The organism is Crossiella sp. CA198 (assembly GCF_052078295.1).
In the GTDB taxonomy this organism is placed as follows: Bacteria; Actinomycetota; Actinomycetes; order Mycobacteriales; family Pseudonocardiaceae; genus Crossiella.
Window position 1 is genome coordinate 144426 of sequence record NZ_JBQJIM010000024.1, and the last position, 25154, is coordinate 169579.

At 69.7% G+C, this 25154-nt stretch carries 22 protein-coding genes; 9 read left to right on the top strand and 13 right to left on the bottom strand.

The window, feature by feature from the left end:
- Nucleotides 1–631 precede the first annotated feature (631 nt).
- From ACTOWY_RS34130 to ACTOWY_RS34170, 9 genes are all read left to right on the top strand, one after another.
- On the top strand, nucleotides 632–2062 hold the full coding sequence (locus ACTOWY_RS34130; protein ID WP_441313716.1) for a family 2B encapsulin nanocompartment shell protein: 1431 nt from the start codon (nucleotides 632–634) through the stop codon (nucleotides 2060–2062).
- The gene (locus ACTOWY_RS34135) at nucleotides 2055–3146 is read left to right on the top strand and encodes a terpene synthase family protein (protein ID WP_441313717.1); all 1092 of its coding nucleotides are present in this window, start codon (nucleotides 2055–2057) and stop codon (nucleotides 3144–3146) included. Before ACTOWY_RS34130 ends, ACTOWY_RS34135 begins: the two co-directional genes overlap by 8 nt.
- Nucleotides 3143–4234, top strand: coding sequence for a terpene synthase family protein (locus ACTOWY_RS34140; RefSeq protein ID WP_441313718.1), 1092 nt, complete (start codon nucleotides 3143–3145; stop codon nucleotides 4232–4234). The genes ACTOWY_RS34135 and ACTOWY_RS34140 overlap by 4 nt, the downstream gene beginning before the upstream one ends.
- 45 nt (nucleotides 4235–4279) lie before the next feature.
- A complete protein-coding gene (locus tag ACTOWY_RS34145; RefSeq protein ID WP_441313719.1) occupies nucleotides 4280–5152 on the top strand; it encodes a geranyl diphosphate 2-C-methyltransferase in 873 nt (290 codons plus the stop codon).
- A gap of 7 nt (nucleotides 5153–5159) precedes the next feature.
- A complete protein-coding gene (locus tag ACTOWY_RS34150; protein ID WP_441313720.1) occupies nucleotides 5160–6317 on the top strand; it encodes a family 2 encapsulin nanocompartment cargo protein terpene cyclase in 1158 nt (385 codons plus the stop codon).
- A gap of 55 nt (nucleotides 6318–6372) precedes the next feature.
- Nucleotides 6373–7782, top strand: coding sequence for a family 2B encapsulin nanocompartment shell protein (locus tag ACTOWY_RS34155; protein ID WP_441313721.1), 1410 nt, complete (start codon nucleotides 6373–6375; stop codon nucleotides 7780–7782).
- 1 nt (nucleotide 7783) lies between these two features.
- Nucleotides 7784–8830 carry a family 2 encapsulin nanocompartment cargo protein polyprenyl transferase gene (locus tag ACTOWY_RS34160; RefSeq protein ID WP_441313722.1) on the top strand — a complete coding sequence of 349 codons (1047 nt, stop codon included), beginning with the start codon at nucleotides 7784–7786 and terminating at the stop codon, nucleotides 8828–8830.
- Between the two features lie 91 nt (nucleotides 8831–8921).
- Nucleotides 8922–12098 carry an NACHT domain-containing protein gene (locus ACTOWY_RS34165; protein ID WP_441313723.1) on the top strand — a complete coding sequence of 1059 codons (3177 nt, stop codon included), beginning with the start codon at nucleotides 8922–8924 and terminating at the stop codon, nucleotides 12096–12098.
- Between the two features lie 31 nt (nucleotides 12099–12129).
- Complete coding sequence (locus tag ACTOWY_RS34170) at nucleotides 12130–12450, top strand: MGMT family protein (RefSeq protein WP_441313724.1); 321 nt, start codon at nucleotides 12130–12132, stop codon at nucleotides 12448–12450.
- On the opposite strand, the gene ACTOWY_RS34175 is transcribed toward ACTOWY_RS34170, so the two are convergent.
- From ACTOWY_RS34175 to ACTOWY_RS34235, 13 genes are all read right to left on the bottom strand, one after another.
- On the bottom strand, nucleotides 12447–13436 hold the full coding sequence (locus tag ACTOWY_RS34175; RefSeq protein ID WP_441313725.1) for a pirin family protein: 990 nt from the start codon (nucleotides 13434–13436) through the stop codon (nucleotides 12447–12449). The two genes, ACTOWY_RS34170 and ACTOWY_RS34175, sit on opposite strands and share 4 nt — an antisense overlap.
- A gap of 100 nt (nucleotides 13437–13536) precedes the next feature.
- Nucleotides 13537–14328 carry a chitosanase gene (locus ACTOWY_RS34180; RefSeq protein WP_441313726.1) on the bottom strand — a complete coding sequence of 264 codons (792 nt, stop codon included), beginning with the start codon at nucleotides 14326–14328 and terminating at the stop codon, nucleotides 13537–13539.
- 99 nt (nucleotides 14329–14427) lie between these two features.
- Complete coding sequence (locus tag ACTOWY_RS34185; RefSeq protein ID WP_441313727.1) at nucleotides 14428–14838, bottom strand: VOC family protein; 411 nt, start codon at nucleotides 14836–14838, stop codon at nucleotides 14428–14430.
- A 76-nt stretch (nucleotides 14839–14914) separates the two neighbouring features.
- Complete coding sequence (locus tag ACTOWY_RS34190; RefSeq protein ID WP_441313728.1) at nucleotides 14915–15310, bottom strand: helix-turn-helix domain-containing protein; 396 nt, start codon at nucleotides 15308–15310, stop codon at nucleotides 14915–14917.
- A 21-nt stretch (nucleotides 15311–15331) separates the two neighbouring features.
- Nucleotides 15332–15991: a sirohydrochlorin chelatase gene (locus ACTOWY_RS34195; RefSeq protein WP_441313729.1), complete on the bottom strand. Its 660-nt coding sequence runs from the start codon at nucleotides 15989–15991 to the stop codon at nucleotides 15332–15334.
- Nucleotides 15988–17112, bottom strand: a complete 1125-nt coding sequence (locus ACTOWY_RS34200; RefSeq protein ID WP_441313756.1) for a uroporphyrinogen-III synthase — start codon at nucleotides 17110–17112, stop codon at nucleotides 15988–15990. Before ACTOWY_RS34200 ends, ACTOWY_RS34195 begins: the two co-directional genes overlap by 4 nt.
- Nucleotides 17113–17129: 17 nt before the next feature.
- Nucleotides 17130–17468, bottom strand: coding sequence for a nitrite reductase small subunit NirD (gene nirD, locus ACTOWY_RS34205; protein WP_441313730.1), 339 nt, complete (start codon nucleotides 17466–17468; stop codon nucleotides 17130–17132).
- Nucleotides 17465–19954: a nitrite reductase large subunit NirB gene (nirB, locus tag ACTOWY_RS34210; RefSeq protein WP_441313731.1), complete on the bottom strand. Its 2490-nt coding sequence runs from the start codon at nucleotides 19952–19954 to the stop codon at nucleotides 17465–17467. The genes nirD and nirB overlap by 4 nt, the downstream gene beginning before the upstream one ends.
- A 127-nt stretch (nucleotides 19955–20081) precedes the next feature.
- On the bottom strand, nucleotides 20082–21410 hold the full coding sequence (locus ACTOWY_RS34215) for an MFS transporter (protein ID WP_441313732.1): 1329 nt from the start codon (nucleotides 21408–21410) through the stop codon (nucleotides 20082–20084).
- Between the two features lie 201 nt (nucleotides 21411–21611).
- The gene (locus ACTOWY_RS34220) at nucleotides 21612–21971 is read right to left on the bottom strand and encodes a CU044_2847 family protein (RefSeq protein ID WP_441313733.1); all 360 of its coding nucleotides are present in this window, start codon (nucleotides 21969–21971) and stop codon (nucleotides 21612–21614) included.
- A gap of 15 nt (nucleotides 21972–21986) precedes the next feature.
- Nucleotides 21987–22226 carry a hypothetical protein gene (locus ACTOWY_RS34225; protein ID WP_441313734.1) on the bottom strand — a complete coding sequence of 80 codons (240 nt, stop codon included), beginning with the start codon at nucleotides 22224–22226 and terminating at the stop codon, nucleotides 21987–21989.
- A 99-nt stretch (nucleotides 22227–22325) separates the two neighbouring features.
- Complete coding sequence (locus ACTOWY_RS34230) at nucleotides 22326–23597, bottom strand: cytochrome P450 (RefSeq protein ID WP_441313735.1); 1272 nt, start codon at nucleotides 23595–23597, stop codon at nucleotides 22326–22328.
- A 221-nt stretch (nucleotides 23598–23818) separates the two neighbouring features.
- Nucleotides 23819–25081 carry a cytochrome P450 gene (locus ACTOWY_RS34235; RefSeq protein ID WP_441313736.1) on the bottom strand — a complete coding sequence of 421 codons (1263 nt, stop codon included), beginning with the start codon at nucleotides 25079–25081 and terminating at the stop codon, nucleotides 23819–23821.
- Nucleotides 25082–25154 lie beyond the last annotated feature (73 nt).

Genomic DNA, 25154 nt, shown 5'->3' on the forward strand with positions numbered 1-25154 from the left:
TGACGTCGCGGGCACGGAGGAGCACGACTCTCCGGGCGCGGCCCGCCGGGCGCGGGTGGTGGGCGCCCAGCCAGCTCGCCGGACTAAGCGCACGAATGCGCACGTGTCCGATATGCCCTTGTGGCCGCCGCCATTCGGCTGTTTGCGCACACAAGTGGCAAATCGTTCCCTGGCGGATCATGGGATGGGTGCCGGTTCGATAACACACGATCTGCAAAGCCTTCTGCGACATGCGTCACGCTTGCCCATTCGGAGCAGCGATACCGCGTTCTGTGCGTCGCCACATTCGTTTGTCTGCGGCAACTGGGTCGAAACAGAGCCGATTGTTCGCTGGAATTGCGGCGAGCCGGTCACCGTGCGCTAGCTCAACCACCGATTCGAGTGGTCATGCACCCTGCAATGTTTGCGCCCAGGCAAGTAACAAGTCCCCCGGTCAGGTGACTTCACGCGACCGAACACGCGGTGCTAGCTTCGCCCTGAGCGGACATGAATGAACGACCCAACCTCTCGGACCGCAACCCGAGAGGCTGCGTCACGCGCCCAGACAGACATTTTCCCCAATCGTTTTCTTCTTTTTTACCCAACCTATTCTTGCCCTTTTTTGCATGCATAGAAATTGGTGGTGTACGCGGTGACTGAATCGTTGGAGTCCGACGTCCGGACCGACAGCAACGGCAACGGCAACGGGCATGCCCCGCTCAGCCTTGGCACGGCGGCGGCGCGGAACCTGGCGACGACGACCAAGTCCGTCCCGCAAATGCAGGCGATCTCCTCCCGGTGGTTGCTGAAAGTGCTGCCCTGGGTGGAGGCCAAGGGTGGCGCGTTCCGGGTCAACCGGCGGTTGAGCTACACCGTCGGCGACGGCCGGGTCACCTTCACCTCCAACGGCACCATCCGGGTGGTGCCGCCGGAGCTGTGCGAGCTGCCGATCCTGCGCGGCTTCGACGACGAAGAGGTGCTCGTCGCGCTGGCCAACCGGTTCCAGCAGCGGGAGTACCAGCCCGGTGATGTGATCGTGGAGTTCGGCAACGAGTCGAACGAGGCGTTCCTGATCGCGCACGGCAAGGTCAACAAGCTCGGCCTCGGCGAGTTCGGCGACCAGACCGTGCTGGGCACGCTGGCCAACGGCGACCACTTCGGCGACGAGTCGCTGACCGACTCGAGCAGCATCTGGGACTTCACCGTCAAGGCGGTCACCCCGGTGACCGTGCTGACCCTGGACCAGCGTGCCTACGACGAGGTGGTCGGCCAGTCCCCCGCGCTGCAGGAGCACATCGCGGCGTTCGTGGCCGGCCAGGCCCGCAGCAGCAACCCGCACGGCGAGGCCGCGATCGACGTGGCCTCCGGGCACGACGGTGAAGTCGACCTGCCAGGCACCTTCGTGGACTACGAGCTGGCCCCGCGCGAGTACGAGCTGAGCGTGGCCCAGACCGTGCTGCGGGTGCACAGCCGGGTCGCCGACCTCTACAACCAGCCGATGAACCAGCTCGACCAGCAGCTGCGACTGACCATCGAGGCACTGCGCGAGCGCCAGGAGCACGAGCTGGTCAACAACCGGGACTTCGGCCTGCTGCACAACGCCGATCTCAAGCAGCGCATCCACACCCGCTCCGGCCCGCCCACCCCGGACGACCTGGACGACCTGCTGGCCACGGTGTGGAAGGAGCCCGGGTACATCCTGGCCCACCCCAAGGCGATCGCCGCCTTCGGCCGGGAGTGCAGCAAGCGCGGCATCTACCCGACCGCGATCGACATGAACGGCAACAAGGTGCCGTCCTGGCGCGGGGTGCCGATCCTGCCCTGCAACAAGATCCCGGTCACCAAGAACAACACCAGCTCGATGATGCTGCTGCGGGTCGGCGAGCACAACCAGGGCGTGGTCGGCCTGCACCAGACCGGTCTGCCGGATGAGTACCAGCCGGGCCTTTCGGTGCGGTTCATGGGAATCAGCGAGAAGGCGATCATCTCCTACCTGGTCAGCGCCTACTACTCCGCCGCCGTGATGGTGCCGGACGCCCTGGGCATCCTGGAGAACGTGGAACTCGGCCGCAGCGATGGCTGACCAGCCCTTCGAACTGCCTGACTTCTACGTGCCGCACCCGGCACGGTTGAACCCGCATCTGGAATCGGCGAGGGCGCACGACAAGCGGTGGGCCGTCGAGATGGAGATGATCGGGCCGACGAAGGACGGCGGACCGGAGATCTGGAGCGAGGCCTACTTCGACGGCATGGACATGGCCGGGCTGTGCGCCTGGGCGCATCCCGATGCGCCCGGCGACCGGCTCGACATCGTGACCGACTGGTACACCTGGGTCTTCTACTTCGACGACCACTTCCTGGCGTTGTTCAAGAGGACCAAGGACCAGCAGGGGGCCAAGGCCTATCTGGACCGGCTGATGGCCTTCATGCCGCTCGATCTGTCCGACCCTCCACAGTGGACGAACCCGGTGGAACGCGGACTGGCCGACCTCTGGGCCCGCACGGCACCGCGGATGTCGATGGACTGGCGCAAGCGGTTCGCGGTGAGCACGGAGAACCTGTTGGTGGACTGCGTCTGGGAGCTGGACAACATCGCCAACGGCCGCATCCCCAACCCGATCGACTACATCGGCATGCGCCGCAAGGTCGGCGGCGCGCCGTGGTCGGCCGGACTGGTCGAGTACACCGAAGGCACCGAGGTCCCGGAACGGGTGGCGCACAGCCGCCCGCTCCGGGTCCTCCGGGACACCTTCGCCGACGGGGTGCACCTGCGCAACGACATCTTCAGCTACCAGCGGGAAACCCAGCAGGAGGGCGAGGTGAACAACGGCGTGCTGGTCATGGAGACCTTCCTGGGCTGCGACACCCAGCAGGCCGCGGACGCGCTCAACGACGTCATCACCTCCCGGCTCAGGCAGTTCGAGAACACCGTGGCCACCGAGCTGCCGCCGCTGTTCGCCGAGCACCGGCTGCTGGCCGATGAGCAGATCGCGGTGGCCAGGTACGTGAAAGGGTTGCAGGACTGGCAGTCCGGCGGGCACCAGTGGCACCTGACCTCCAACCGGTACATGAACGAGCGCGCGGCGCCGATGCCGGGGCAGCGGCGGGGCAGCAAGTTCCTCAACGGGATCGGCACCGGCTCGGTCTCCGTGGGCGGTGCGGCATGACCGAGACCGCGACCACGATGCTGGGACTGTCCGGGCCGGGCGTGGGCCTGACCCGGATGACCGCCTTCGCCCCCGCGGTGAACACCGAACCGTTGCAGCCCAACGGGGTTCTCTTCGGCGGCGGCGCGCTGCCGGAGTTCTACCTGCCCTATCCGGCCAAGACCAGTCCGCACCTGGAGCGGGCCCGCGCGTTCGCCGCGGACTGGACCCGGCGGATCGGCCTCGCCCGCGCCGGGGTGTGGACCGACCACTGGACCGACGACCAGGACTACGGCTACTGGGCCGCGGTCTCGGTGCCGGAGGCCCCCGCCGCGGCGGTGGACCTGGTGGCGGCCTGGGGTGTCTGGGGTTTCCACTGGGACGATTTCTTCGACGACCGGTTCAAGCGCACCCGCAACCTGCTCGCCGGCAGGGCCTACGTCGACCGGCTGATGAGCTTCATGCCGCAGGACCTGGCGAGGATGCCCGCGCCGGAGGACCCGGTGCAGGCCGGGCTGGCCGACCTGTGGACCCGGATGGCGCCGAACCTGCCGCCGTCGGGCCGGGCCGCCTTCCCCAGTCAGCTCGGGGAGTTCCTCTACGCGCCACTGTGGGAACTCCAGAACGTCATCCAGGGCAGGCTGCCGGATCCGGTGGACTACGTGGAGATGCGCAGGCAGACCGGCGGCGGGATGTTCGCCTACGGCCTGGCCATGGCCGGGCTGGGCGGCGACCTGCCGGCGGCGGTGCGGGAACACCGCACCATGAAGGCGCTCGGCGAGATCTTCGCCGAGGTTCCCCCACTGCGCAACGACATCATCTCCTACGACAAGGAGATCCACCGCGAAGGCGAGATCCACAACGCGGTGCTGATCACCCAGCAGTTCTTCGGCTGCGACCGGGAACGGGCGACCGGCATCGTCAACGACCTGCTCACCGAGCGGGTCAAGCAGTTCCAGCGGCTGGCCGCGGTGGACGTGCCGCGGATGGCCAGGGAACTGGACCTGGACGCCACCGACCGGGCGACGGTGGCCGCGGTGGTGAACGCGCTGCGGGACTGGCTGGCCGGTGACTGCCACTGGGCGCCGCGCTGCGTGCGCTATCGCTGACCGAACTTTTCTCTCGCACCAGAACGACAACGGAGGAGTCGCACGATGACCACAGTCCAGCCGCGGAACACCGAGTACGGCAAGCCAGTCCTGCGCAGCGACTACCAGCGCTCGGTGGCGGCGTACTGGAATGCCGAGAAGGACCCGGTCAACCTCCGGCTCGGCGATGTCGACGGCCTCTACCACCACCACTACGGCCTCGGCGACTACGACCCCGCGGTGCTGGAAACCCCGGCGGCGCAACGGGATCAGGCCATCATCGACGAGATGCACCGGCTGGAGACCGCGCAGGCGGAAGTGCTGCTGGACCACCTCGGCGACGTCCGGCCCACCGACAAGCTGCTGGACGCGGGCTGCGGCCGCGGTGGCAGCAGCATCATGGCCAACCTGCGCTTCGGCTGCGAGGTCGACGGCGTCTCCATCTCGGAGAAGCAGGTGGAGTTCGCCAACGAGCAGGCCCGCAAGCGCGGTGTGTCCGACCGGGTGCGGTACCACTTCAAGAACATGCTCGACACCGGGTTCGAGACGGCCTCCCGCAAGGCCATCTGGAACAACGAGAGCACCATGTACGTGGACCTGAACCTGCTCTTCGCCGAGCACGCGCGGCAGCTGGAGATCGGCGGGCGCTACGTCACGATCACCGGTTGCTACAACGACGTCACCGGCGGCCGGTCCAAGGCGGTCAGCCAGATCGACCAGCACTACACCTGCAACATCCACCCGCGCAGCGCGTACTTCAAGGCCATGCAGGCCAACAACCTGGTGCCGATCAGCGTGATCGACCTGACCGCGGCCACCATCCCGTACTGGGAGCTGCGGGAGAAGTCCTCGGTCGCCACCGGCGTGGAGACCCCGTTCCTGCAGGCCTACCGCGAGGGCAGCTTCCACTACCTGCTCATCGCGGCCGATCGGGTCTGACGAGACGATGAGCGACTCAGTCGCCACCGAGACGGTCCCGGCCAGCTACCTGGCCGGGCCGTCCGGCCTTGGCACCTCAGCGGCTCGCATCGCCAGCGTGTTCGGCAAGGTCCCGGCGCCGGCGCCCGCGCCGGAAGTCACACCGGCGGCCGTCCCGGTGGCGGCGCCCGGCGGTGATCCGGCCTACGCCGTGCGGTCCTGGGGCGATGGCAGCTTCTCCCCGCTGTATGTGCCGATGGTGGAGCGGATCAATCCCGCGCTCGGCCAGGAGGTGGACCTCCGGGTGGCGAGCTGGGCCGAGGAGTGCGGCTTCACCGAGCCGGAGAGCGAGATGATGGGCAAGGCCGGGTTCGGCAGGCTGGCCATGCTCGCCCACCCCGACGCCGAGGACCCGGAGCAGCTGCTGATCGCGGCGAAGCTGAACGCAGCCTGGTGGGCCGCGGACGATCTCTACGCGGACAGCACCGAGCACGGCGCCACCCCGACCGAACTGCCGTTCCGGCTGACCCTGGCGATGGCGGCGATGGACCCGGTGCCGCCCGCCGGGGAGTTCACCGCGCCACTGGAGGAGAAGATCGGCGCGGAGCGGGTGCTGGTGGCGCTGCGCTCGGCCACCCAGTACCTGGCCGGTCGCAGCACGCCCTCGGTGGTGCACCGGTCCAACTACTCGACGTTCTCGATGTTCGTCAGCTGGACCGCCTACGCGGCCTGGCGGCACACCGGGGAGTACCCGACCGCGTGGGAGTACCTGGCCGCGCGGCAGCACGACAACTTCTACACCTCGATGACGCTGATCGACGCGGTCGGCGGCTACGAGGTGCCTGCCAACATCTACTACGCCCCGGACGTCCGGGAGGCCGCGTTCCAGGCCGGGCTGGCCTCGGTGCTGGTCAACGACCTGTTCTCGGTGGCCAAGGACGCCGCGGACGAGGTGCCGGTGTGCAACCTGGTGCTGCAGATCGCCGCCGACCGGGGTTGTTCGATCGAGGAGGCCACCGAGGTCACGGTGGAGCTGCACAACCAGATCGTCCGGGACTTCGAGGCCGCGCACCAGCGCCTGGCGGCCGTGCCCTCGCCGGAGCTGCAACGGTTCCTGCGCGGGCTGCGGGCCTGGATGGGCGGCGGCTACGAGTGGCACGCCACCAACCCGAGATACCAGAGCTGAACCCCCGATCCCCCTTTGATTCCTGCTCGTACAAGAGAACTTGGCGGTGTGCACGGTGACAGAAGCGTTGGAGTCCGACGTCCGGACCAATGGCAACGGGAACGGCGCGCAACTGAGCCTGGGCACGGCGGCGGCGCGGAACCTGGCGACCACCACCAAGTCCGTGCCGCAGATGCAGGGCATCAGCCCGCGCTGGCTGCTCAAGGTGCTGCCCTGGGTGGAGGCCAACGGCGGCGCGTACCGGGTCAACCGGCGGATGACCTACGCGGTCGGCGACGGGCGGCTCAGCTTCAGCAACGTGGGCACCCAGATCCGGGTGGTGCCGCCGGAACTGGGCGAACTGCCGCTGCTGCGTGGTTTCGAGGACCAGGGCGTGCTCACCGCGCTGGCCGACCGCTTCGAGCAGCAGGGCTTCGAGGCAGGCGATGTGCTGGTGACCCAGGGCCAGCCCGCGGACCGGGTGATCCTGGTGGCGCACGGCCGGATCAGCAAGCTGGCCGCAGGCGAGTTCGGCAACACCACCACGGTGGGCACCCTGGTCGACGGCGATCACTTCGGCGATGAGGCGCTGCTGGGCGAGGCCACCTGGAAGTTCACCGCCAAGGCGTCCACGCCCGGCACCCTGTTGTCCTTGTCGCGCAGTGTGTTCGAGCAGGTGGTGAGCCAGTCCGAGGCACTGCGGGACCAGGTGACCGCCTACCGGCTCAGCCCGCGCAAGGCGCAGAACGCCAAGGGCGAGGCGGAGATCGACCTGGCCTCCGGGCAGGACGGCGAGTACGAGCTGCCGGGCACGTTCGTGGACTACGAGCTGTCCCCCAGGGAGTACGAACTCGCGGTGGCGCAGACCATCCTGCGCGTGCACACCAGGGTCACCGATCTCTACAACCAGCCGATGAACCAGCTCGACCAGCAACTGCGGCTGACCATCGAGGCGCTGCGCGAGCGCCAGGAACACGACATGTTCAACAACCCCAATTTCGGGTTGCTGCACAACGCGGACCTCAAGCAGCGCATCCCCACCTACAGCGGCCCGCCCACCCCGGACGACCTGGACGACCTGCTCACCCGCAGGCGCAAGACCAGGTTCATGCTGGCCCACCCCAAGGCGATCGCCGCCTTCGGCCGGGAGTGCAACAAGCGCGGGGTCTACGCCGAGACGGTGGACTTCGGCGGCACCCAGGTGCAGGGCTGGCGCGGGGTGCCGATCCTGCCCACCAACAAGATCCCGATCACCGAGACCGGATCCACCTCGATCGTGGCCATGCGGGTCGGCGAGGAGGACCAGGGTGTGATCGGGCTGCACCAGACCGGCATCCCGGATGAGCACCAGCCGGGGCTGAACGTGCGGTTCATGGGCGTCAACGACAAGGCCGTCAGCTCCTACCTGGTCAGCGCGTACTACTCGGTCGCGGTCATGGTCCCGGACGCGCTCGGCGTGCTGGAGAACGTCGAGATCGGGCACTGATATGGCGAGTGTGGAAACAACCCCGGTACTCGGGGCCGACACCATCGGCGAGGTGCTGGCCTGGAGCCGGGGCATGATCGAGCCGGCGATGCGGGACGCGGTGGAGGGCCTGCCGCAGGCCATGCGCCGCATCGCCGGCTACCACTTCGGCTGGTGGGACGAGCAGGGCAGGCCGAGCGAGGGCAGCAGCGGCAAGGTGATCCGCCCGGCCCTGGTGCTGCTGACCGCGGAGGCGGTGGGCGGCATCCCGGCCGCCTCCGTCCCGGCGGCGGTCGCGGTGGAGCTGGTGCACAACTTCTCGTTACTGCACGACGATGTGATGGACGGGGACACCACCCGGCGGCACCGGGCCACCGCGTGGAGCGTGTTCGGGCTGAACGCGGCGATCCTGGCCGGGGACGCGTTGCTGGCGGTGGCCATGGAGGTGGTGGCCACCAGCAAGCTGCCCGACGCCAAGCACGCCACCAGGCTGCTCAACACCGCGGTGCTCGACCTGCTCGACGGCCAGTTCGCCGACCTGGCCTTCGAGGACCGCAGCGACGTCGACGTGGACGAGTGCGTGGCGATGGCCATCGGCAAGACCGCGGCCCTGCCCAGGGTGGCCTGCGCGCTGGGCGGCATGTACGGCGGCGGCACGGCAGAACAGGTCGAGCACCTGGCCAAGTTCGGCGAGGACGTCGGGCTGGCCTTCCAGCTGGTGGACGATTTGCTCGGCATCTGGGGCGATCCGGCTGCCACCGGCAAGTCGATCTACTCGGACCTGCAGAACCGCAAGAAGTCGCTGCCGGTGGTCTTCGCGCTGACCTCCGGCACCCCGGCGGCCCGCGAACTGGCCGCGCTGTACCAGCGCACCGATCCGCTGGACACCGCCGAACTGGCCCACGCGGCCGCGCTGGTGGAGGCGGCGGGCGGGCGGGACTGGGCCCAGCAGAAGGCGGATGACCTGCTCGCCCAGGGTCTGGCGCACCTGCAGGCCAGCTCACCGCGGTCCAGGGCGGGCGGCCAGCTCACCATGCTCGCCCGATTGATCACCCAGCGAGACCGCTGAGACGATTCCCCAGCTGGCAAGGCAAAGGCCGTCCTCGCTCTTTCACAGCGAGGGCGGCCTTTCCCCTTTTGTCCCCCGATAGAGTGGAAAGATGCTCAACGAGGCCGCGCTGGCGGTGGGTCGGCAGGTGGTCCGGCACGTGCTGCGGACCTGGCTGAGCCAGCGCCGGGCGGAGTCGGACCGGCGCCTCCCGCTGGCCGAGCTGATCACCGTCGCGGTGCCGGACGCCTTCTCCCGGCGCAAGCTGGAACGCAGGCTGGCCGATATCGGCGACCAGGCCGCGCACCGGTTGCAGCCCTGGTACGACGTGGAATTCCGGCACCTGCCCGAGCACGAGCGGCAGGCCGCGCTGGCCGCGGTGGCCGACGCGCTCGGCGAGGCGGACCTGTCCGACCGGACCCTGTTCGAGGCCGATCTGGACCCGGCCAAACTGGCCAGGCTGGTGCGCGACCGGGTGCCCTCGGCGGTGCTGCGGGCCGGGCTCAGCGACGCCGCGGCCGACCTGTACTCGGCGGTGCTGGACGAGAGCTGCATGGCCCTGGTCAGCGTGGTCCGCCAGCTGCCCGCCTTCGGTGAGCGCGCGGACGCGGAGTTCCTCAGCCGGTTCTCCACGGTGGCCGCCCAGATCGAACTGCTGCTGCACCGACTGCCCAGGACCTCCCTGGACGCCCCGCACGGCAGCGGGCAGGACGCCGAGTTCCGCAGGCGGTACCTGGGTTTCCTCAGCGAGACCCTGGACGAGCTGGAGCTGTTCGGGGTGGACACCCGGAGCTACCGGCCACGCACCTCGGTGTCGGTGGCCTACCTGAGCCTGAGCGTGACCCGGTCGGTGGATGAGGACGACGACTGGTCCGGCCGGGGCTGGGAAAGCGCGGACGGCGGGCTGCGGGTGGAGTCGGCGCTGGCCGACCGGTCCCGGACGTTGCTGCGCGGGGACGCCGGCTCGGGCAAGACCACGTTGATGCAGTGGCTGGCCGTCTCTGCGGCCCGCGGCACCTTCACCGACAAACTGGCGTCCTGGAACAACCTGGTGCCGTTCCTGGTGCGGTTGCGGGCTTACGCCGACGCGGAACTGCCCGAACCGCAGGACCTGGTGGCGGCCAACGCCGCGCCGATCGCCGGGCTGGCGCCGACCGGCTGGGTGCACCGGCTGCTCTCCGACGGCCACGTGCTGCTGCTGGTGGACGGGGTGGACGAGCTGACCGCGGACCGGCGACCCCGGGTCCGGCGCTGGCTCAAGGGATTGCTGGTGGCCTACCCGGACCTGCGGGTGGTGGTCACCGCGCGGCCGAGTGCGGCGGACCGGGGCTGGCTGGACGGCGAGGGTTTCCGCGCGGTGCGGCTGGAACCGATGACCCCCCTGGACATCGCCGAGTTCACCAGCCGCTGGCACGAGGCGATCCGCGGCGCGGCCCTGCCCTGCGAGCCGGAAGAGCTGGACGAGTATCGCGCCGCGTTGTTGCGGCACCTGGAATCCCGGCCTGCGCTGCGCATGCTGGCCACCAACCCGTTGCTGTGCGCGCTGTTGTGCGCGCTGAACCTGGACCGCCGCAAACAACTGCCGCCGGACCGGATGAAGTTGTACGAAGCGGCACTGGACCTACTGCTCGACCGCCGCGACGCCGAACGTGAAGTGCCCGCGGCACAAGAGCTTTCGCTGGAGGGTGCGACCAAGCTCGGCGTGTTGCAGTACCTGGCCTGGAGCCTGAGCATGTGCGGGCGGACCCAGCTGGACCTGGACGCCGCGGTGGAACACGTGCAGCGGGCACTGGCCCGGATGCCCTCGGTGCAGCTGCACCCGGCCACCGTGTTGCAGCACCTGCTGGAACGCAGCGGAGTGCTGCGCGAGCCCCTAGAGGGCAAGGTCGACTTCATCCACCGGACCTTCCAGGAATACCTGACCGGCAAGGAGATCGCCGACCACCATCTGGTGGGATTCCTGGTGGGACAGGCACATCTGGACACCTGGCGGGAGACGGTGGTGCTCGCGGCCGGGCACTGCTCGGTGCCGCTGCGGGCGGAACTGCTGGACGGGATCCTGGACCGGGCGGATGCCGAGCGGCGGCATGCCCGGAAGCTGCGGCTGCTCGCGGTGTCGTGCTTGGAGACTACGCACACCGTGCCGGAGGAGGTCGCGGCGCGGGTGGACGCGGTGCTGGAGCAGTTGGTTCCGCCACGAGACAGTCGCGAGGTGCGCTCGCTAGTTTTGGCCGGAGAACAGGTTTTGCGCAAGCTTCCGTCCACTTTGGATGGTTTGAGTGACGCGGTGGCCACTGCCTGCGTGGAGGCGGCGGCGCTGATCAACGGGCCGGGTGGGCTGCGGGTGCTGAGCCGGTATGCCTCGGATCCGCGGATCTCGGTGCAGCGGGACCTGGCCTGGGCCTGGCGGCATTTTGATCCGGAGGAGTACGCGATCCAGGTACTCGGCAAGGCGCCGTTGCTGGGTGGCAGCGCACTGGTGCACGAGTACAACCAGATTCCGCACCTGCACCACCTGCGGAATCTGCGCTGGACCCGGATCGACATCAGCAGCCAGGCCAGCGCCGGGACCGGCGACCTGGACTTCCTGGCCGAGGTGCCGCGACTGCGCTCGCTGAACCACTACAACAACCCCGAGGCGGACCTGCACGAGCTGGCCGAGCACCCGGAACTGGCCTACCTGCGCCTATACAACCCCTGTGCCAGCCTGGACTTCCTGACCAGCCTGCCCAAGCTCCGCACGCTTGAGCTGAGATCTCCCGGCCTCACTGACCTGTGGTTCGTCGCCGACCTGCCGGAACTGCGCGAACTGAACCTGTTCGGCTGCGAGGACCTGCGGGAGATCTCCGGCGTGGCCACCGCAAGGAGCCTGGAAACCCTGCGCCTGCAAGGCGCGACGGCGTTGACCGACCTCGCGCCACTGGAACTGTTGCCCGCGCTCACCGAACTGAACCTGTCGATGTCCAGGCTGCCGGGCGGACTCGCCGGGCTGGGTTCGCTGCTGCCGCGGCTCACTCGGCTGTCGCTGTTCGAGACCCCAGTCGAGGATCTCGCCCTGCTGGCTGGCGGCAAGCTGGTCGAGCTGAACCTGGGCGACAGCGAAGCGGCGGACCTGACCCCGCTGGCCGGACTGGAGACGTTGCGGCGGTTGGACCTGCGGGACAGCCACCGGCACGACCTCGCGCCGCTGGCCGGACTGTCCCAGCGGATGACCCTACTGTTGCGACACGACCAGGAAGTGCGCAACGCCGACAAGCTCGGGCCGAACATCCGGATCGTGCGCCGGTAGTCCTGTCGGTGCCGTGCGCCACAATGGCCGCGTGGACGAGGAGACCATCGAACGCGTGCGCACCGCCGTGCAGTCGATCCCGCCCGGCCAGGTCGCGACCTACGGGGATGTGGCCGATGTGTCGCGGGCACCGTCGCCGCGACTGGTGGGACGGGTGCTGTCCGAGGACGGGCACGACCTGCCCTGGCACCGGGTGCTGCGCGCCAACGGCACCTGTGCGCCGCACCTGGCCCGCGAACAGCTGGAGCTGCTGCGGGCCGAGGGCGTGCCTGCCGAAGACGGGAAGATCAACCTCCGGCAGTACCGCTGGGACGCCGTGCCACCGCCGGAGGAGCCGCCGAGTTTGTTCTAGATCCGCTCGTCCGTGGCGCCCAAGTGCGGGACCTGCCGCGGCTGGACCGTGGCCAGGCGTCCAGCCTGGTAGTCCTCCACGGCCTGGATGATCTCGGCGCGGGTGTTCATCACGAACGGGCCGTAACGGGCGACCGGTTCGTTGATCGGCCTGCCGCCGAGCACCAGCACCTCCCAGCCGTTCTGGCTGGCCAGCGGCTGGGTGTCCGCCGCCCGCAGGGTGACCGCCGAACCGTGGCCGAGCACCGCGAGCTGGCCCTCCACCAGGGGTTTGGCCTCCACGCCGACGGTGCCGCGGCCGGAGAGCACGTAGACCATGGCGGTGAAGTCCTCCGGCCAGGGCAGGTCCAGGCGGGCGCCGGGGCTGACCGTGGCGTGCAGGTAGGTGATCGGGGTCCAGGTGACGCCCGGTCCGGCGTGGCCGTCCAGCTCACCGGCGATCACCCGCACCAGCGCGCCACCGTCCACACTGGACACCAGGCCGACGTCGTTGGCGCCGATGTCCTGGTAGCGCGGCGGGGTCCACTTGTGCGAGCGGGGCAGGTTCACCCACAGCTGCACGCCGTGGAACAGGCCGCCCTTGGCTACTAGCTCCTCGGTCGGCAGCTCCGAGTGCAGCACTCCGGCGCCCGCGGTCATCCACTGGGTCTGGCCGTCCGCGATCACACCGCCGCCACCGGTGGAGTCGGCGTGCTGCCAGGCCCCGTCGATGACGTAGGTGACCGTCTCGAAACCGCGGTGCGGGTGCCAGGGCGCGCCCTTGGCCTCGCCGGGGGCGTACTCGGTGGCGCCGAGGTGGTCCAGCAGCAGGAACGGGTCCGCCGCGGGCAGGTCCAGGCCAGGGAACGGGCGCCGGACCGCGAACCCCTCGCCCTCCAGCGAATGGGTCGCGTGCACCGTGCGCCGCACCGGCCGCCAGGCGGTCAGCTCCTGGGGCAGTTCCGGCAGGCGCGGCAGGGTCAGGGTGTCGGCGGTGACGGCTGGCATGGCTGCCTCCTGAAGTCCACCGGCCGCCTGGGGTGGCGGCCACTGCCCCCGTCAACGAGGTTGACACGTCAACTATTCCCGGGGCAGTGGCCGGTCCCGCCTACCTGATCTCGTAGCTGTCGCCGTAGACCTTCCACTTCAGCGGCGTCTTCAGGTCGAGGTTGCCGTTGCGCAGGAAGACCCGCTGGGCGGTGTCCACCCGGCTGGTGTTGGCGTGCTCGGGCTCCTGCTTCATCGCCCACACCCGCGCGTCCAGGAACGCGTTCAGCCAGGTGGTCTCGTTGCCGCCCTGCGACGGCGGCTTGGCCCGGCCGAGCGCGCGAGCGCGGATCTGACTGAAGGCGAGCGCCCCCGAGCCGTCGCCGTGCATGACGATCGCGTCGAAGTAGGCGAACTGACCGAGCGCCCGCACCCCGTCCCGCCTGGCCTGGGACATGGCCGGGTTGAAATACACCCGGTCCCGCTCGGACTCCTGGGCGTCCCGGAAGACCTTGTCCTTGGCCGCGCTCGCCCAGTCCCCGGTGTAGGCCGGGTCCAGGCCGGCGTGCGAGGGCGTGCCGTTGACCTTGCGCAGGGCCGGCAGGTACTTCTCCAGGATGTTGCCCGGCTTGCGCTTCTTGTACAGCTCGACCAGTTCGAGCATGTCCCCGGTGCCGGAACAGAAACCGATGATGCCCGCGGTGTAACCGCGTTTGTCGTTGATGTCCTCGATGTAGCCGAACCGGCCCCGCCAGTTCAGCGTGGAGTTCTCCGCGCTGGCCACGATTTGCATGGCGATGTCCTTCATGCGCGGGTCATTCAGGTCCGGCGCCGCCGGCGCGGCCTGAGCCGAACCGGTGACCAATGCGAAACAGGCGAGCAGGGTGGCCGCGATTCGACCAGGAATCCTCACGTGGCTTCCTCCGAGTCTGCAGGGACTCGGCGGCGGTGCGGTCACGGTAAACGGCCCGCACCACCGACCACAAGAGTTTCGATAGGAAAACTTACAAACCTATTCGGCCGGGACCTGGGTGAGCCGCCAGTGGTTGCCGAAGGGGTCGCGCAGGCCGACGTCGATGCCGTAGTCGTGCTCTTCGGGCTCGCCGATGAACTCCACGCCCTTGGCCTTGAGGTCCCGGTAGGTGGCCCAGACGTCCTTGGTGGCGAACCCGCCTGGGCACATGCGCCCGGCCGCGATCAGCTTGCGCATGGTGGCCACCGTCTCCTCGTCCATCAGCGGTGGCAGTGGCAGGTTCAGCGCGATCGGCAGGTCCGGCTGGCCGGGCGCGGTCACCGACAGCCAGCGCATGTGCTCGAACTGCACGTCCCCGTGCGGGTTGAAGCCCAGCCTGTTGACGTAGAAGTCGTACGCCTCGTCCTGGTCCAGAACCCAGACGTGCACCATGCCGACACCCGTGATCATGTGAAACCTTCCGCTAGCCGCTTGCTGTGCACTCACCGTAGGCAGCGGGCCCGCCGTCTGGCTTCTCCAAAACTGCTCACTCCCTCGGCCTGGTCATCATCCGGACAAAACACCCGGGCACCGGGAGAAAGGCCGGATGCGCCCGTTCCCGGTAGGAACTGGGACTTTCCCCGACAAATCGGCGGAATTGGGTGCTGAAGGAACCGAGACTGGTGAATCCGACCGCGAGGCAGACCTGCGTGACGGTGAGTTTCCGGTTGCGCAGCAACGCCTGGGCGCGTTCCAGTCGGCGGGTGAGCAGGTAGCGGTGCGGGGTTTCGCCGAAGGCATGTTTGAAGGTGCGGCTGAAGTGGGCCTGGGAGACCATGGCGGCGCGGGCCAGCGCGGGGATGTCGAGGGGTTCGGCGTAGCTGCTGTCGATCAGGTCCCGCGCCCGCAACAGGTGTCGCGCCAGCGGCACATCCCGGCCCATGCGGTCATTGTCGCCGCCGGGTCAGACAATCGCGTCCCGGTAGCGCCGGACGATCAGGTCCACCACCCGCTCGTGCGGGCCGAGGGGTTCGGCGACCACCGCGTGCCCGGCCACCCGCAGTGCCTGGTGGAACAGGCCGGGGGCGAGCAGCCAGGAGGCCACCGACACCCGGCGGCCGGTGCGGCGGGCCGTCTCCAGCGCGGTGCCCAGGCCGGGTGCGGCGGTGGTGACGTAGCCGATGGTCACCGCGTCGCCGAGGCGGTCGGCGAGCAGGGCGGCGGCGGTGCGCACCTCGGCCAGGGCGCCCTCGTCGGAGGAGCCCGCCGCGCCCAGGACCACCGCGTCGCCTGGCCGCCAACCCGCTTCGACCAGGCGTAACGCGGCCACGGCGATGAGTTCGGGGGCCGCGCCCAGGGCCGGGGTGAGAGTGATGTGGCGGCGGCCGCTGCGGGTGATCTCGGCCGGGACGTCGACCCGGACGTGGTAGCCGCTGGCCAGGAAGGCCGGCACCACGACGGCGTGGTCCACCAGCACCTCGGCGAGCCGGGGCTCGCGGACGTCGGCGTAGGCGACGGTGACCGGGAGATCGAGTTCGCGGCCGACCGCGGTGGCCAGGGCCTCGGTGGTGAGCGCGCCCGCCGGGTCCTTGGTGCCGTGCGCGACCAGCACCAGCGGCCTCATCGCAGGGCTCCGGCGGGGGTGTCCAGGGCGACCCGGTAGCCGCGTTTGACCACGGTCTGGATCAGCCGGGGTTCGCCGAGGGCGGTGCGCAGGCGGCCGACCGCGGTCTCCACCGCGTGTTCCTCGCCGCCGGTGGGCAGCGCGTCCAGGAGTTCGGCCCTGGTGGCGACCCGGCCGCAGCGGCTGACCAGGGCCCGCAGCACGGCCATTGGCGCGGGGGCGACCGGGCGGTATTCGCCGTCGACGACGACGGCCTGGCCGCGGAGTTCGAGGGCTTTGCCGGCCACCCGCAGGCGGGGCGCGCGGGCGGCGAGTTCGGCGCCGAGGTGGCGGGCCAGCGCGCCGATGCGGCCGCGCTCGGGGGCGATCACCGGCACGCCCAGGGCGACCAGCGGGGCGGCGGTGATGGAGCCGACGCAGGCGACCAGCAGATCGGTGCGCAGGGCGGCGAGGAGGTCTTCGCGGCGGTTGCGGGTTTCCGCGTGGGACAACAGGTTCGCCGCGGCGGGGGCGCTGGTGAAGGCCAGCGCGTCGACCTGGCCGAGGCTGATCGCGTCGAGCAGGCGGTCCAGCGGGGCCACATCGGCGGGGCGGGACCAGCGGTACACCGGGACCGGGACCACCTCGGCGCCGGCCGCGCGGAGTGGGTCGACGAACTCCGGCACCGGCGCGCCGTGTTCCTGCACCACGATGCGGCGACCGGCCACGCCGGTGGAAAGCAGGTGCCGCAACAGATCCGCGTTGGATTCCGAGGCCGGGGAGAAGGATTCGACCAGTCCGGCGGCCCGGATCGCGCCGCGGGCCTTGGGGCCGCGGGCGAGCACGGTGGCCCCGCCGAGCTGGTGCCGCAGCGCCGGGGCCAGGCCCCAGCCCTCGGCCGCCTCCAGCCAGCCGCGGAAGCCGATCGCGGTGGTGGCCACCACCACGTCCACCGGCGCGGCCAGCACGTCCCTGGTGGCCGCGATCAGGTCGGCGTCATCGGCCACCGGGGTGATCCGGATCGCTGGGGCGTGCAGCACGGTGGCGCCCCGGCGTTCCAGCAGTGCGGCCAGCTCCTCGGCCCGGCGGGCGGCGGTCAGGCCGACCGTGAACCCGGCGAGGGCGGGCAGCGCACCGTCCATTCCGGACGGTGTGCCGTTCACGGCAGCTCCACGTAGACGGTCCCGGAATCCACCCGCACCGCGTAGCGGGGCAACGAGACCGCGGGACTGTCCAGGCATTCGCCGGTGCGCAGTGCGAACGGTTGCTTGTGCATGGGCGAGGTCACCACCGGCTCGCCGCCCCGGTCGCCGACGATGCCGCGGGAGATCACCGCCGCCTGGCTGAACGGATCGATGTTGCCCAGTGCGTGCACCTGGCCGTCGTGGGTGCGGAACAGGGCCACCTGCACACCACCCGGCAGCAGGGCGGCGGCCCCGCGTTCGGGCAGCAGGGCGGTGTAGCGGCACACCGGAACCCAGGCGTCGACTGCGGTCATGTGGCGGTCACCTCCGGTATACCCAGCTGCACGGGCACTGGTTGCCCGCGCTCGCTGCGGAACGAGATGCTCGGATCGGGGGTGCCGGGCGCGTTGACGAAGGAGGCGAAGCGGCTCAGCTTCTCCTCGTCCTCCAGCACCCCGCGCCACTCGTCGGCATAACCTTCGACATGGTGTGCCATCGCGGTTTCCAGCTCGGCGCCAATGCCAAGGCTGTCTTCGACCACGACCGCGCGCAGGTGGTCCAGGCCGCCGTCCATGGCCTCGATCCAGCCCGCGGTGCGCTGCAACCGGTCCGCGGTGCGCACGTAGAACATCAGGAACCGGTCGATCAGCCGGATCAGCGTCTCTCTGTCCACATCGGACACCAGCAGGTCGGCGTGTCTCGGCGTGAAGCCGCCGTTGCCACCGACGTAGAGGTTCCAGCCCTCCTCGGTGGCGATCACGCCGAAGTCCTTGCTCCTGGCCTCGGCGCATTCCCTGGCACAGCCAGACACCCCAGCTTTGATCTTGTGCGGGGAGCGCAGGCCGCGGTAACGCAGTTCCAGTTCCACCGCCAGGCCGACCGAGTCCTGCACACCGTAGCGGCACCAGGTCTGGCCGACGCAGGACTTCACCGTGCGCAGCGCCTTGCCGTAGGCGTGCCCGGACTCGAAGCCCGCGTCGACTAGGCGCCGCCAGATCAGCGGCAACTGGTCCACGGTGGCGCCGAACAGGTCGATCCGCTGGCCGCCGGTGATCTTGGTGTAGAGGTCGAAGTCCCTGGCCACCTCGGCGATGACGAGCAGTTTGGCCGGGGTGATCTCGCCGCCGGGGATGCGCGGCACCACCGAGTAGGTGCCGTTGCGCTGGATGTTGGCCAGGAAGTGGTCGTTGGTGTCCTGCAGGGTGGCCTGTTCGCCATCGAGCACGTGCCGGGAGCCGAGCGAGGCCAGGATGGAGGCCACCACCGGCTTGCAGATGTCGCAGCCCCGACCGGTGCCGTGCTTGCCGACGAGTTCGCTGAAGGTCCGCACGCCGGTGGCGCGCACGATCTCGAAGAGTTCGGCCCTGGAATGGCTGAAGTGCTCGCACAGCGCGGTGGACTGCGCCACGCCGCAGGCGGTGAGCAGTTGTTTGAGCATGGGCACGCAGGAGCCGCAGCCGGTGCCCGCCTTGGTGCAGGACTTCAGCGCTGGCACGTCCGCGCAGCCGTTCTCGGTGATGGCACACCGGATCTGGGCCTTGGTGACGGCGTGACAGGAGCAGACCTGGGCGTCATCGGGCATCGCGCCGATGCCGACACCTGCTCCGGCGCCGGGTCCGGCGAGCAGGGCGCCGGGTTCGCCGGGCAGCGGGCGGCCGACCAGCGGGCGCAGCAGCGCGTACGCCGAGGCATCGCCCACCAGGACCCCGCCGAGCAGGGTGGAGGCGTCGTCGGAGACCACGAGTTTCTGGTAGCGGCCGGAGACCGGATCGCTGTGCACGACCTCCAGGGCGTTGGGCGCGGTGGCGTGCGCGTCGCCGAAGCTGGCCACGTCCACGCCGAGCAGTTTGAGTTTGGTGGCGGTGTCCGCGCCGGTGAACTCGGCCGCGCCGCCCAGCAACCGGTCCGCGACCACCTCGGCCATCGCGTACCCGGGCCCGACCAGGCCGTAGACCTGACCGCCCGCGAGGGCGCACTCGCCGATCGCGTACACGTCCGAAGCTGTGGTGCGGCAGGCGGAATCGACCACAATGCCACCGCGCTGGCCAACCCCGAGTCCGGCCGCGCGGGCCAGCTGGTCCCGCGGCCGGATCCCGGCGGAGAACACCAGTAACCCGGTCTCCAGCGCACCGCCGTCGGAGAGGGCCAGCCGCAGGCCCGGTTCGACGGACTGCACCGACACTCCACAGTGGACGGTGATGCCCAGGGTCTCGATCTGCCTGCGCAGCAACGCGCCGCCGCCCTCGTCCACCTGCACCGGCATCAGCCGCGGAGCCAGTTCGACCACCGAGGTGGTCAATCCCAGGCCGCGCAACACGTTCGCCGCCTCCAGGCCGAGCAGCCCGCCGCCCACCACCACGCCGGAACCGACGTCCTTGGCCGCGGCCCGGATCTCGTCCAGGTCGGCGATGGTGCGGTAGACGAAGCAGCCGGGCAGGTCGTGGCCGGGCACCGGCGGCACGAACGGGGCCGAGCCGGTGGCCAGCACCAGCGCGTCGTAGCCCAGCACTTCGCCGGTGGCGGTGGTGACCGTGCGGGCCGCGGTGTCCAGCGCGGTCGCCGGCTCACCCAGGCGCAGTTCGACCAGGTCGTCGCCGTCGAACTCGGCGCCGGGCAACCGCAGCGCCAGCTCATCCCAACTGTCCACATAGGACGAGAGCGCGACCCGGTCGTAGGCAGGGCGCGGTTCCTCGGCCAGCACCACGATCCGCCAGGCCCCGGTCAGATCACGTTCCCGGACCGCCTGCACCAGGCGGTGGCCGACCATGCCGTTGCCGACGACGACGAGCGTGCCAGACATGCACTTCCTCCTCATCCGCCGGTGCCGGGTCCTGCCGCCATCGTCACGAGCGGCCGTGTCGGACCCGGGTCACCGGTGTTGCACCCGCGTTACGAAAAACTCCCGCTCCTGGTCAGGGCGGTGTGCGTCACACTCCCGCGTGCGCGAGGCTGGGCACCCGCAGCGCGAACACCCGTCGCCGCAGGTAGCACCACCAGGTCACGGCCAGGCAGAGCGCGTAGCAGGCGAGGAAGGTGTAGAGCGCCGGGGCCAGCGAGCCGCTGCTGGTCAACGACATCGCGAACGCCCTGGTGATCAGGAAGCCGCCGAGCGCGCCGACCGCGCCCGCGATGCCGATCACCGCCGCGGCCTGGCGTTTGGCTTGCGCGGGATCGGCGACCCTGGCGGCGAAGATGGCCGGGATCATCCGGTAGGTCGAGCCGTTGCCCACGCCTGCGGTGATGAACAGCCACAGGAACGCGCCGAGGAAGAGCGGGAAGCTGTGCTGGGCCAGTCCGGCCAGCACCCCGGCCACGCCGAAGCCCATGGCGACGAAGGTCCACAGCGTCACCCGCCCGCCGCCCCAGCGGTCGGCCAGAGCGCCGCCGATCGGCCGGGACAGCGAGCCGACCAGCGCGCCGAGGAAGGCGAAGTACCCGGCCTTGGACTCGGGGAAGGTCCGGTTGATCAGCAGCGGCAGCGCGGCGGAGTAGCCGATGAAGGAGCCGAAGGTGCCGATGTAGAGGAAGGACATCACCCAGGTGTGCGGCTGCCAGATCGCCGCGGCGTAGGAGCGGAAGTCGGAGCGGGCCACGGTCAGCGAGTCCATGAACAGCCAGGAGCAGGCCACCGCGATGATGATCACCGGCAGCCACATCAGTCCGGCCCAGACCAGGTTGATCCCGGTCGCCGTGGAGATCACCAGCGGCACCGCCAGCTGCACTACGGCCACCCCGAGGTTGCCGCCAGCGGCGTTGAGCCCGAGCGCGAAGCCCTTGCGGGATTCGGGGTAGAAGAAGGAGATGTTGGCCATCGAGGAGGCGAAGTTGCCGCCGCCAAGGCCCGCCGAACCCGCGGCGATGAGGAACATCCAGTACGGCGTGGCCGGGTCCGACACGCACCAGGCGAGCAGGCCGGTGGGGATGAGCAGCAGGGTGGCGCTGACCGCGGTCCAGGCCCGGCCGCCGAAGCGCGGCACCGCGAAGGTGTAGGGCAGCCGCAGCAGCGAACCGAGCAGCGTCGGCAACGCGACCAGCCAGAACAGCTGGTCCACGGAGAAGGCGAAGCCCGCCGCGGGCAGGCTGACCGTGACCACGCTCCAGAGCAGCCAGATGGAGAAGCCCAGGTGCTCGGCCAGGATGGAGAACACCAGGTTCCGGTTCGCCACCCGGCGCCCGGTGCGTGCCCAGAAGCCGGGGTCCTCGGGTTCCCAGTGGTCGATCCAGCCTCGGCGCGGGGTGCGAACGGTGGTGGTCACGGCGGCCTCCAGTTCTCGGGGACGCGCCGAAGTTAGGCAGCCGGGATTACCCGGGATGTTCCCGCGTGTGACACAGCCGCGAACTCCTCCGCACTGCGGCGCCCGCCCCCCTGTGAGGCCCCCCACCCGCCGAGTTGGCCAAACTCGTACGCCAAGTTGGCCCAAGTGGGCGTACGAGTTGGCCCAAGTCGGCCGGTGGGGCTAGTTCTCCTTGGCGGGGGTCTGCTCCTCGATGACGTCCTCGATCGGGCCTGGCAGGCGTTGCCACTTGAGTTTGACCTCGAAGTGGCCCTGCATGCCGGTGCGCGCGATCACCGCGCCTGCCTGGGCGTCCAGCTTCACGCCGAACTTCAGCTCGACCTCGTCCGGGGCCAGGGTCTGGAACTGGCGCAGCGCGGCCATCGCGGCCACCTGGACCTCACCCAGCGCGGCCTCGAAGCTGGAGCGGGCCTTCTGCAGCACCTGGCCGGGGCGGGCGGCGCGCACCACACCGGGCTGCTCCTCCACCTCCACGGTCACCTCGCCGCCCTCGGCCAGCTCGAATCGCACCAGTTCGCTCACTGTTCTCCCCTCGACTCACCGTCCACAGGAGACGGTCACCCAGTCATAACGCCGGTCCTGGTCGTCCTGCAGGGTCCGCCGCACCTGTTCCAGCCGGTTGAGCAGTTCGGCCAGCCTGTCCCGGTCCGCAACGTACTCCAGCGCCGGCGCGCGCCCGCCGACGCCGATGAGGTCGACCAGGACCTCGCGTCCGGGCCGCACGTGCGCACAGGTCAGCGCGTATTTCCCGCCGAGCAGCGCACCGGCGCCAAGCACAGGTCCCCGACGATACGGTGGGTAGCCGGGTGATGCCGGTCGGTCAGTGCGACTCACTCCGCGCGGACCAGCCCGGCCGCACCCGGACAGCGCAACCACTCAGGCCGCCACCGGCAGCCCGGTCAGCCCACGGAAGGCCGCTGACCTGCGGAAGACCGGTTCCCCGGTGCGGCGCAGGTTCGGCATCCGCTCGACCAGCGCGCGCAACGCGATCTCGCCTTCCACCCTGGACAGCGGGGCGCCGATGCAGAAGTAGCGCCCCGCGGTGAAGGTGAGGTGCTCGGCCGCGTTGGCCCTGGTGATGTCGAAGCGCTCCGGCTCGGTGAACACCGCAGGATCGTGGTTGGCCGCGGCGAGCAGCACCAGCACCGGGGTGTCCACGGGCAGCACGTGCCCCTCGATGTCGACCTCCTGGTGGGTGATCCGCGGGACCATCAGCGTGGAGGAGTCGTACCGCATGGTCTCCTCCAGCGCGTTGCCGGACAGGGCCGGGTCCTCGATCAGCCGGGCCCACTGCTCAGGGTGGTCCAGCAGTGAGTTGACCGCATTGCCGAGCACGTTCACCGAGTTCTCCGACCCCGCGATCAGCGCGGTGACCAGCAGTGCCTCCAGCTCGCTGTCCGGCACCTCCTGTTTGGTCGAGGCCAGCAGCAGGGAGCCGATCATGTCGGTCGGCTTGTCGTCGATGCCTTCGGCCCGGCGCTGGTGGAGCAGGGTCGCGAACAGCTGCTTCAGCTCGATGAGCAGCGCGCGCAGCTCGCGGATCTTGGCCACCCCGTTGAGCTGGTCGGTGACCAGCCCGACCCGCATCGCGCATTCGCCCAGCCGCTGCCGGTACCGCTCGGGCACGCCGAGCACGTCGGCGATCACCAGCAGCGGCACCGGCTGGGCGAAGTCCCGGACCAGGTCGAAGGAGCCTTGCCGCTGCGCCTTGTCCAGCACCTCGGTGACGATCCGCTCGATCCGCGGGCGGTACATCGTGTTGGCGCTGGGCGAGAAGGTCGGGTTCATCAGGCTGCGCATCCGGGTGTGCACGGGCGGGTCCACGCCCATGAACGGGTCCAGGTCCAGCCCGTCCAGCGCGGTCGCGATCACCCCGACCGAGGAGCGGTTGCCGGAGTCGCGCACGCCGAAACGCCGGTCGCGCAGGATCGTATTGGCGGTGCCGTGCCGGGCCGTGGTCCACAGTCCGGTTTTACTGCGCACCAGCGGAGCCTGCTCGCGCAGCCGGGCGAAGTAGGGATAGGGCGAGTCACCGGCGCGCGGTCTGGTCAGTTCACCGGCCACATCACCGAATTGGCGTAGCAGCCAGGCCCCGAATCGATCGGTCTGCAGGCCGGCGGCGAGTCGGAGGTCAGTCGCGAAAGTCATCTGGCTCCCCTTTTCCGGGCAGCCGCCAGCGCTGGACGTGCTCCCCAGAAAACGTGTCACAATCGGCGGAAGAATACGTACGCAAATTGACCCGGATGGTGTAAATGCGTACTAATTCTGTATATCAGGGGAGCCTGAAGTGCCAAATAGCTCGCGAGAGTGGGACCCGGGGCGATCTTCGGCCCGGGTCCACTCGTCCTAGTTACACCCTTCGGCGGGTGTCAGGCGGCCGCCGGAAGTGCTTTGAGTCCACGGAATCCCACCGAGGTCCGGTACACCGGATGCCCGGCCCGCCGCAGCCCCGGCATCCGCTCGGCCAGCGCGCGCAACGCGATCTCGCCCTCCAGCCTGGCCAGTGGCGCGCCAACGCAGAAATACCGGCCCGCGGCGAAGGTCAGGTGATCGGCGGCGTTGGACCGGGTGATGTCGAAGGTCTCCGGGTCCTCGAACACCGCAGGGTCGTGGTTGGCCCCGCCGATGAGCAGCACCACCGGATCGTTGGCCTTGAGCCGGAAGCTCTCGATCTCCACGTCCTCATGCGGGTAGCGCATGGTGAACAGGGTGGTGGAGTCGTAGCGCATGGTCTCCTCCATCGCGCGTAGCGACAGCGCGGGGTCGGCCACCAGCCGGGCCCACTGCGCGGGGTGTTCGAGCAGGTTGTGCACGGCGTTTCCCAGCAGGCTCACCGTGTTCTCGGTGCCCGCGACCAGGGTGGCGATCAGCAGCGCCTGGATCTCCCGCAGCGGCACCTCCTGCTTGGTCGAGGCCAGCAGCAGGGTGCCGATCATGTCGGTGGGCGCCTCGTCGATGCCCTCGGCCCTGCGCTGCCCGACCATCTCGCCGAACATCGCCTTGGTCTCGGTCATCAGCCTGCGGATCTCCCGCAGCCGGGAGAAGCCCACCAGCGGATCGGTGAGCAGCCCGATCTGCTTGGCGATGTGGGCCAGCCGGGCGTGGTACTTCGGCGGCGCGCCCATGATGTCGGCGATCACCGCCTGCGGGATGGGCTCGCCGAAGTCGGTGACCACGTCGAACGGGCCGCGGCTGGGCACCCGGTCCAGCACCCGGTGCACGATCTGCTCCACCCTGGCCCGGTAGATCTTGTTGGCACTCGGCGAGAACGAGGGCGCCATCAACGCGCGCATCCGGGTCTGGCCGGGCGGGTCGAGGCCGAGGAACTCATCAATCTCCAACTCGGCCAATGCCTTGGCCAGTACCGCGGCCGAGGACACACCCGCATTCGTGCGCACGCCGAAGCGGCGGTCCCGCATGATGGCGTTGGCGGTGCTGTATCGCCCGGTCAGCCAGACCCCGGACTTGCTGCGCACCATTGGCGCCCGTTCCCGCACCCCGGCGAAGAACGGGTACGGGGACTCGCCGGTGAGTGGTCTGGTCATTTCGCCGAGGACATCACCGAACTGGCGCAGGAGCCAGACGTTGAGCTGTTCGGCCCGCAGACTGACTGCCAGGCGTGCGTCACCCATGATTGTCATGCTTTCCCCCAGAGGAAATCAGCCATGGGCGGGCTGGTTCCTTGTATAGCAGAGGGAATGGTGT

What these genes read in the sequence shown, in the direction of transcription:
- ACTOWY_RS34135 (WP_441313717.1), top strand. Translation starts at nt 2,055, where the DNA reads ATGGCTGACCAGCCCTTCGAACTGCCTGACTTCTACGTGCCGCACCCG.
- ACTOWY_RS34140 (WP_441313718.1), top strand. Translation starts at nt 3,143, where the DNA reads ATGACCGAGACCGCGACCACGATGCTGGGACTGTCCGGGCCGGGCGTG.
- ACTOWY_RS34145 (WP_441313719.1), top strand. Translation starts at nt 4,280, where the DNA reads ATGACCACAGTCCAGCCGCGGAACACCGAGTACGGCAAGCCAGTCCTG.
- ACTOWY_RS34150 (WP_441313720.1), top strand. Translation starts at nt 5,160, where the DNA reads ATGAGCGACTCAGTCGCCACCGAGACGGTCCCGGCCAGCTACCTGGCC.
- ACTOWY_RS34160 (WP_441313722.1), top strand. Translation starts at nt 7,784, where the DNA reads ATGGCGAGTGTGGAAACAACCCCGGTACTCGGGGCCGACACCATCGGC.
- ACTOWY_RS34165 (WP_441313723.1), top strand. Translation starts at nt 8,922, where the DNA reads ATGCTCAACGAGGCCGCGCTGGCGGTGGGTCGGCAGGTGGTCCGGCAC.
- ACTOWY_RS34175 (WP_441313725.1), bottom strand. Translation starts at nt 13,436, where the DNA reads ATGCCAGCCGTCACCGCCGACACCCTGACCCTGCCGCGCCTGCCGGAA.
- ACTOWY_RS34185 (WP_441313727.1), bottom strand. Translation starts at nt 14,838, where the DNA reads ATGATCACGGGTGTCGGCATGGTGCACGTCTGGGTTCTGGACCAGGAC.
- ACTOWY_RS34190 (WP_441313728.1), bottom strand. Translation starts at nt 15,310, where the DNA reads ATGGGCCGGGATGTGCCGCTGGCGCGACACCTGTTGCGGGCGCGGGAC.
- ACTOWY_RS34195 (WP_441313729.1), bottom strand. Translation starts at nt 15,991, where the DNA reads ATGAGGCCGCTGGTGCTGGTCGCGCACGGCACCAAGGACCCGGCGGGC.
- ACTOWY_RS34200 (WP_441313756.1), bottom strand. Translation starts at nt 17,112, where the DNA reads ATGGACGGTGCGCTGCCCGCCCTCGCCGGGTTCACGGTCGGCCTGACC.
- nirD (WP_441313730.1), bottom strand. Translation starts at nt 17,468, where the DNA reads ATGACCGCAGTCGACGCCTGGGTTCCGGTGTGCCGCTACACCGCCCTG.
- nirB (WP_441313731.1), bottom strand. Translation starts at nt 19,954, where the DNA reads ATGTCTGGCACGCTCGTCGTCGTCGGCAACGGCATGGTCGGCCACCGC.
- ACTOWY_RS34230 (WP_441313735.1), bottom strand. Translation starts at nt 23,597, where the DNA reads ATGACTTTCGCGACTGACCTCCGACTCGCCGCCGGCCTGCAGACCGAT.
- ACTOWY_RS34235 (WP_441313736.1), bottom strand. Translation starts at nt 25,081, where the DNA reads ATGGGTGACGCACGCCTGGCAGTCAGTCTGCGGGCCGAACAGCTCAAC.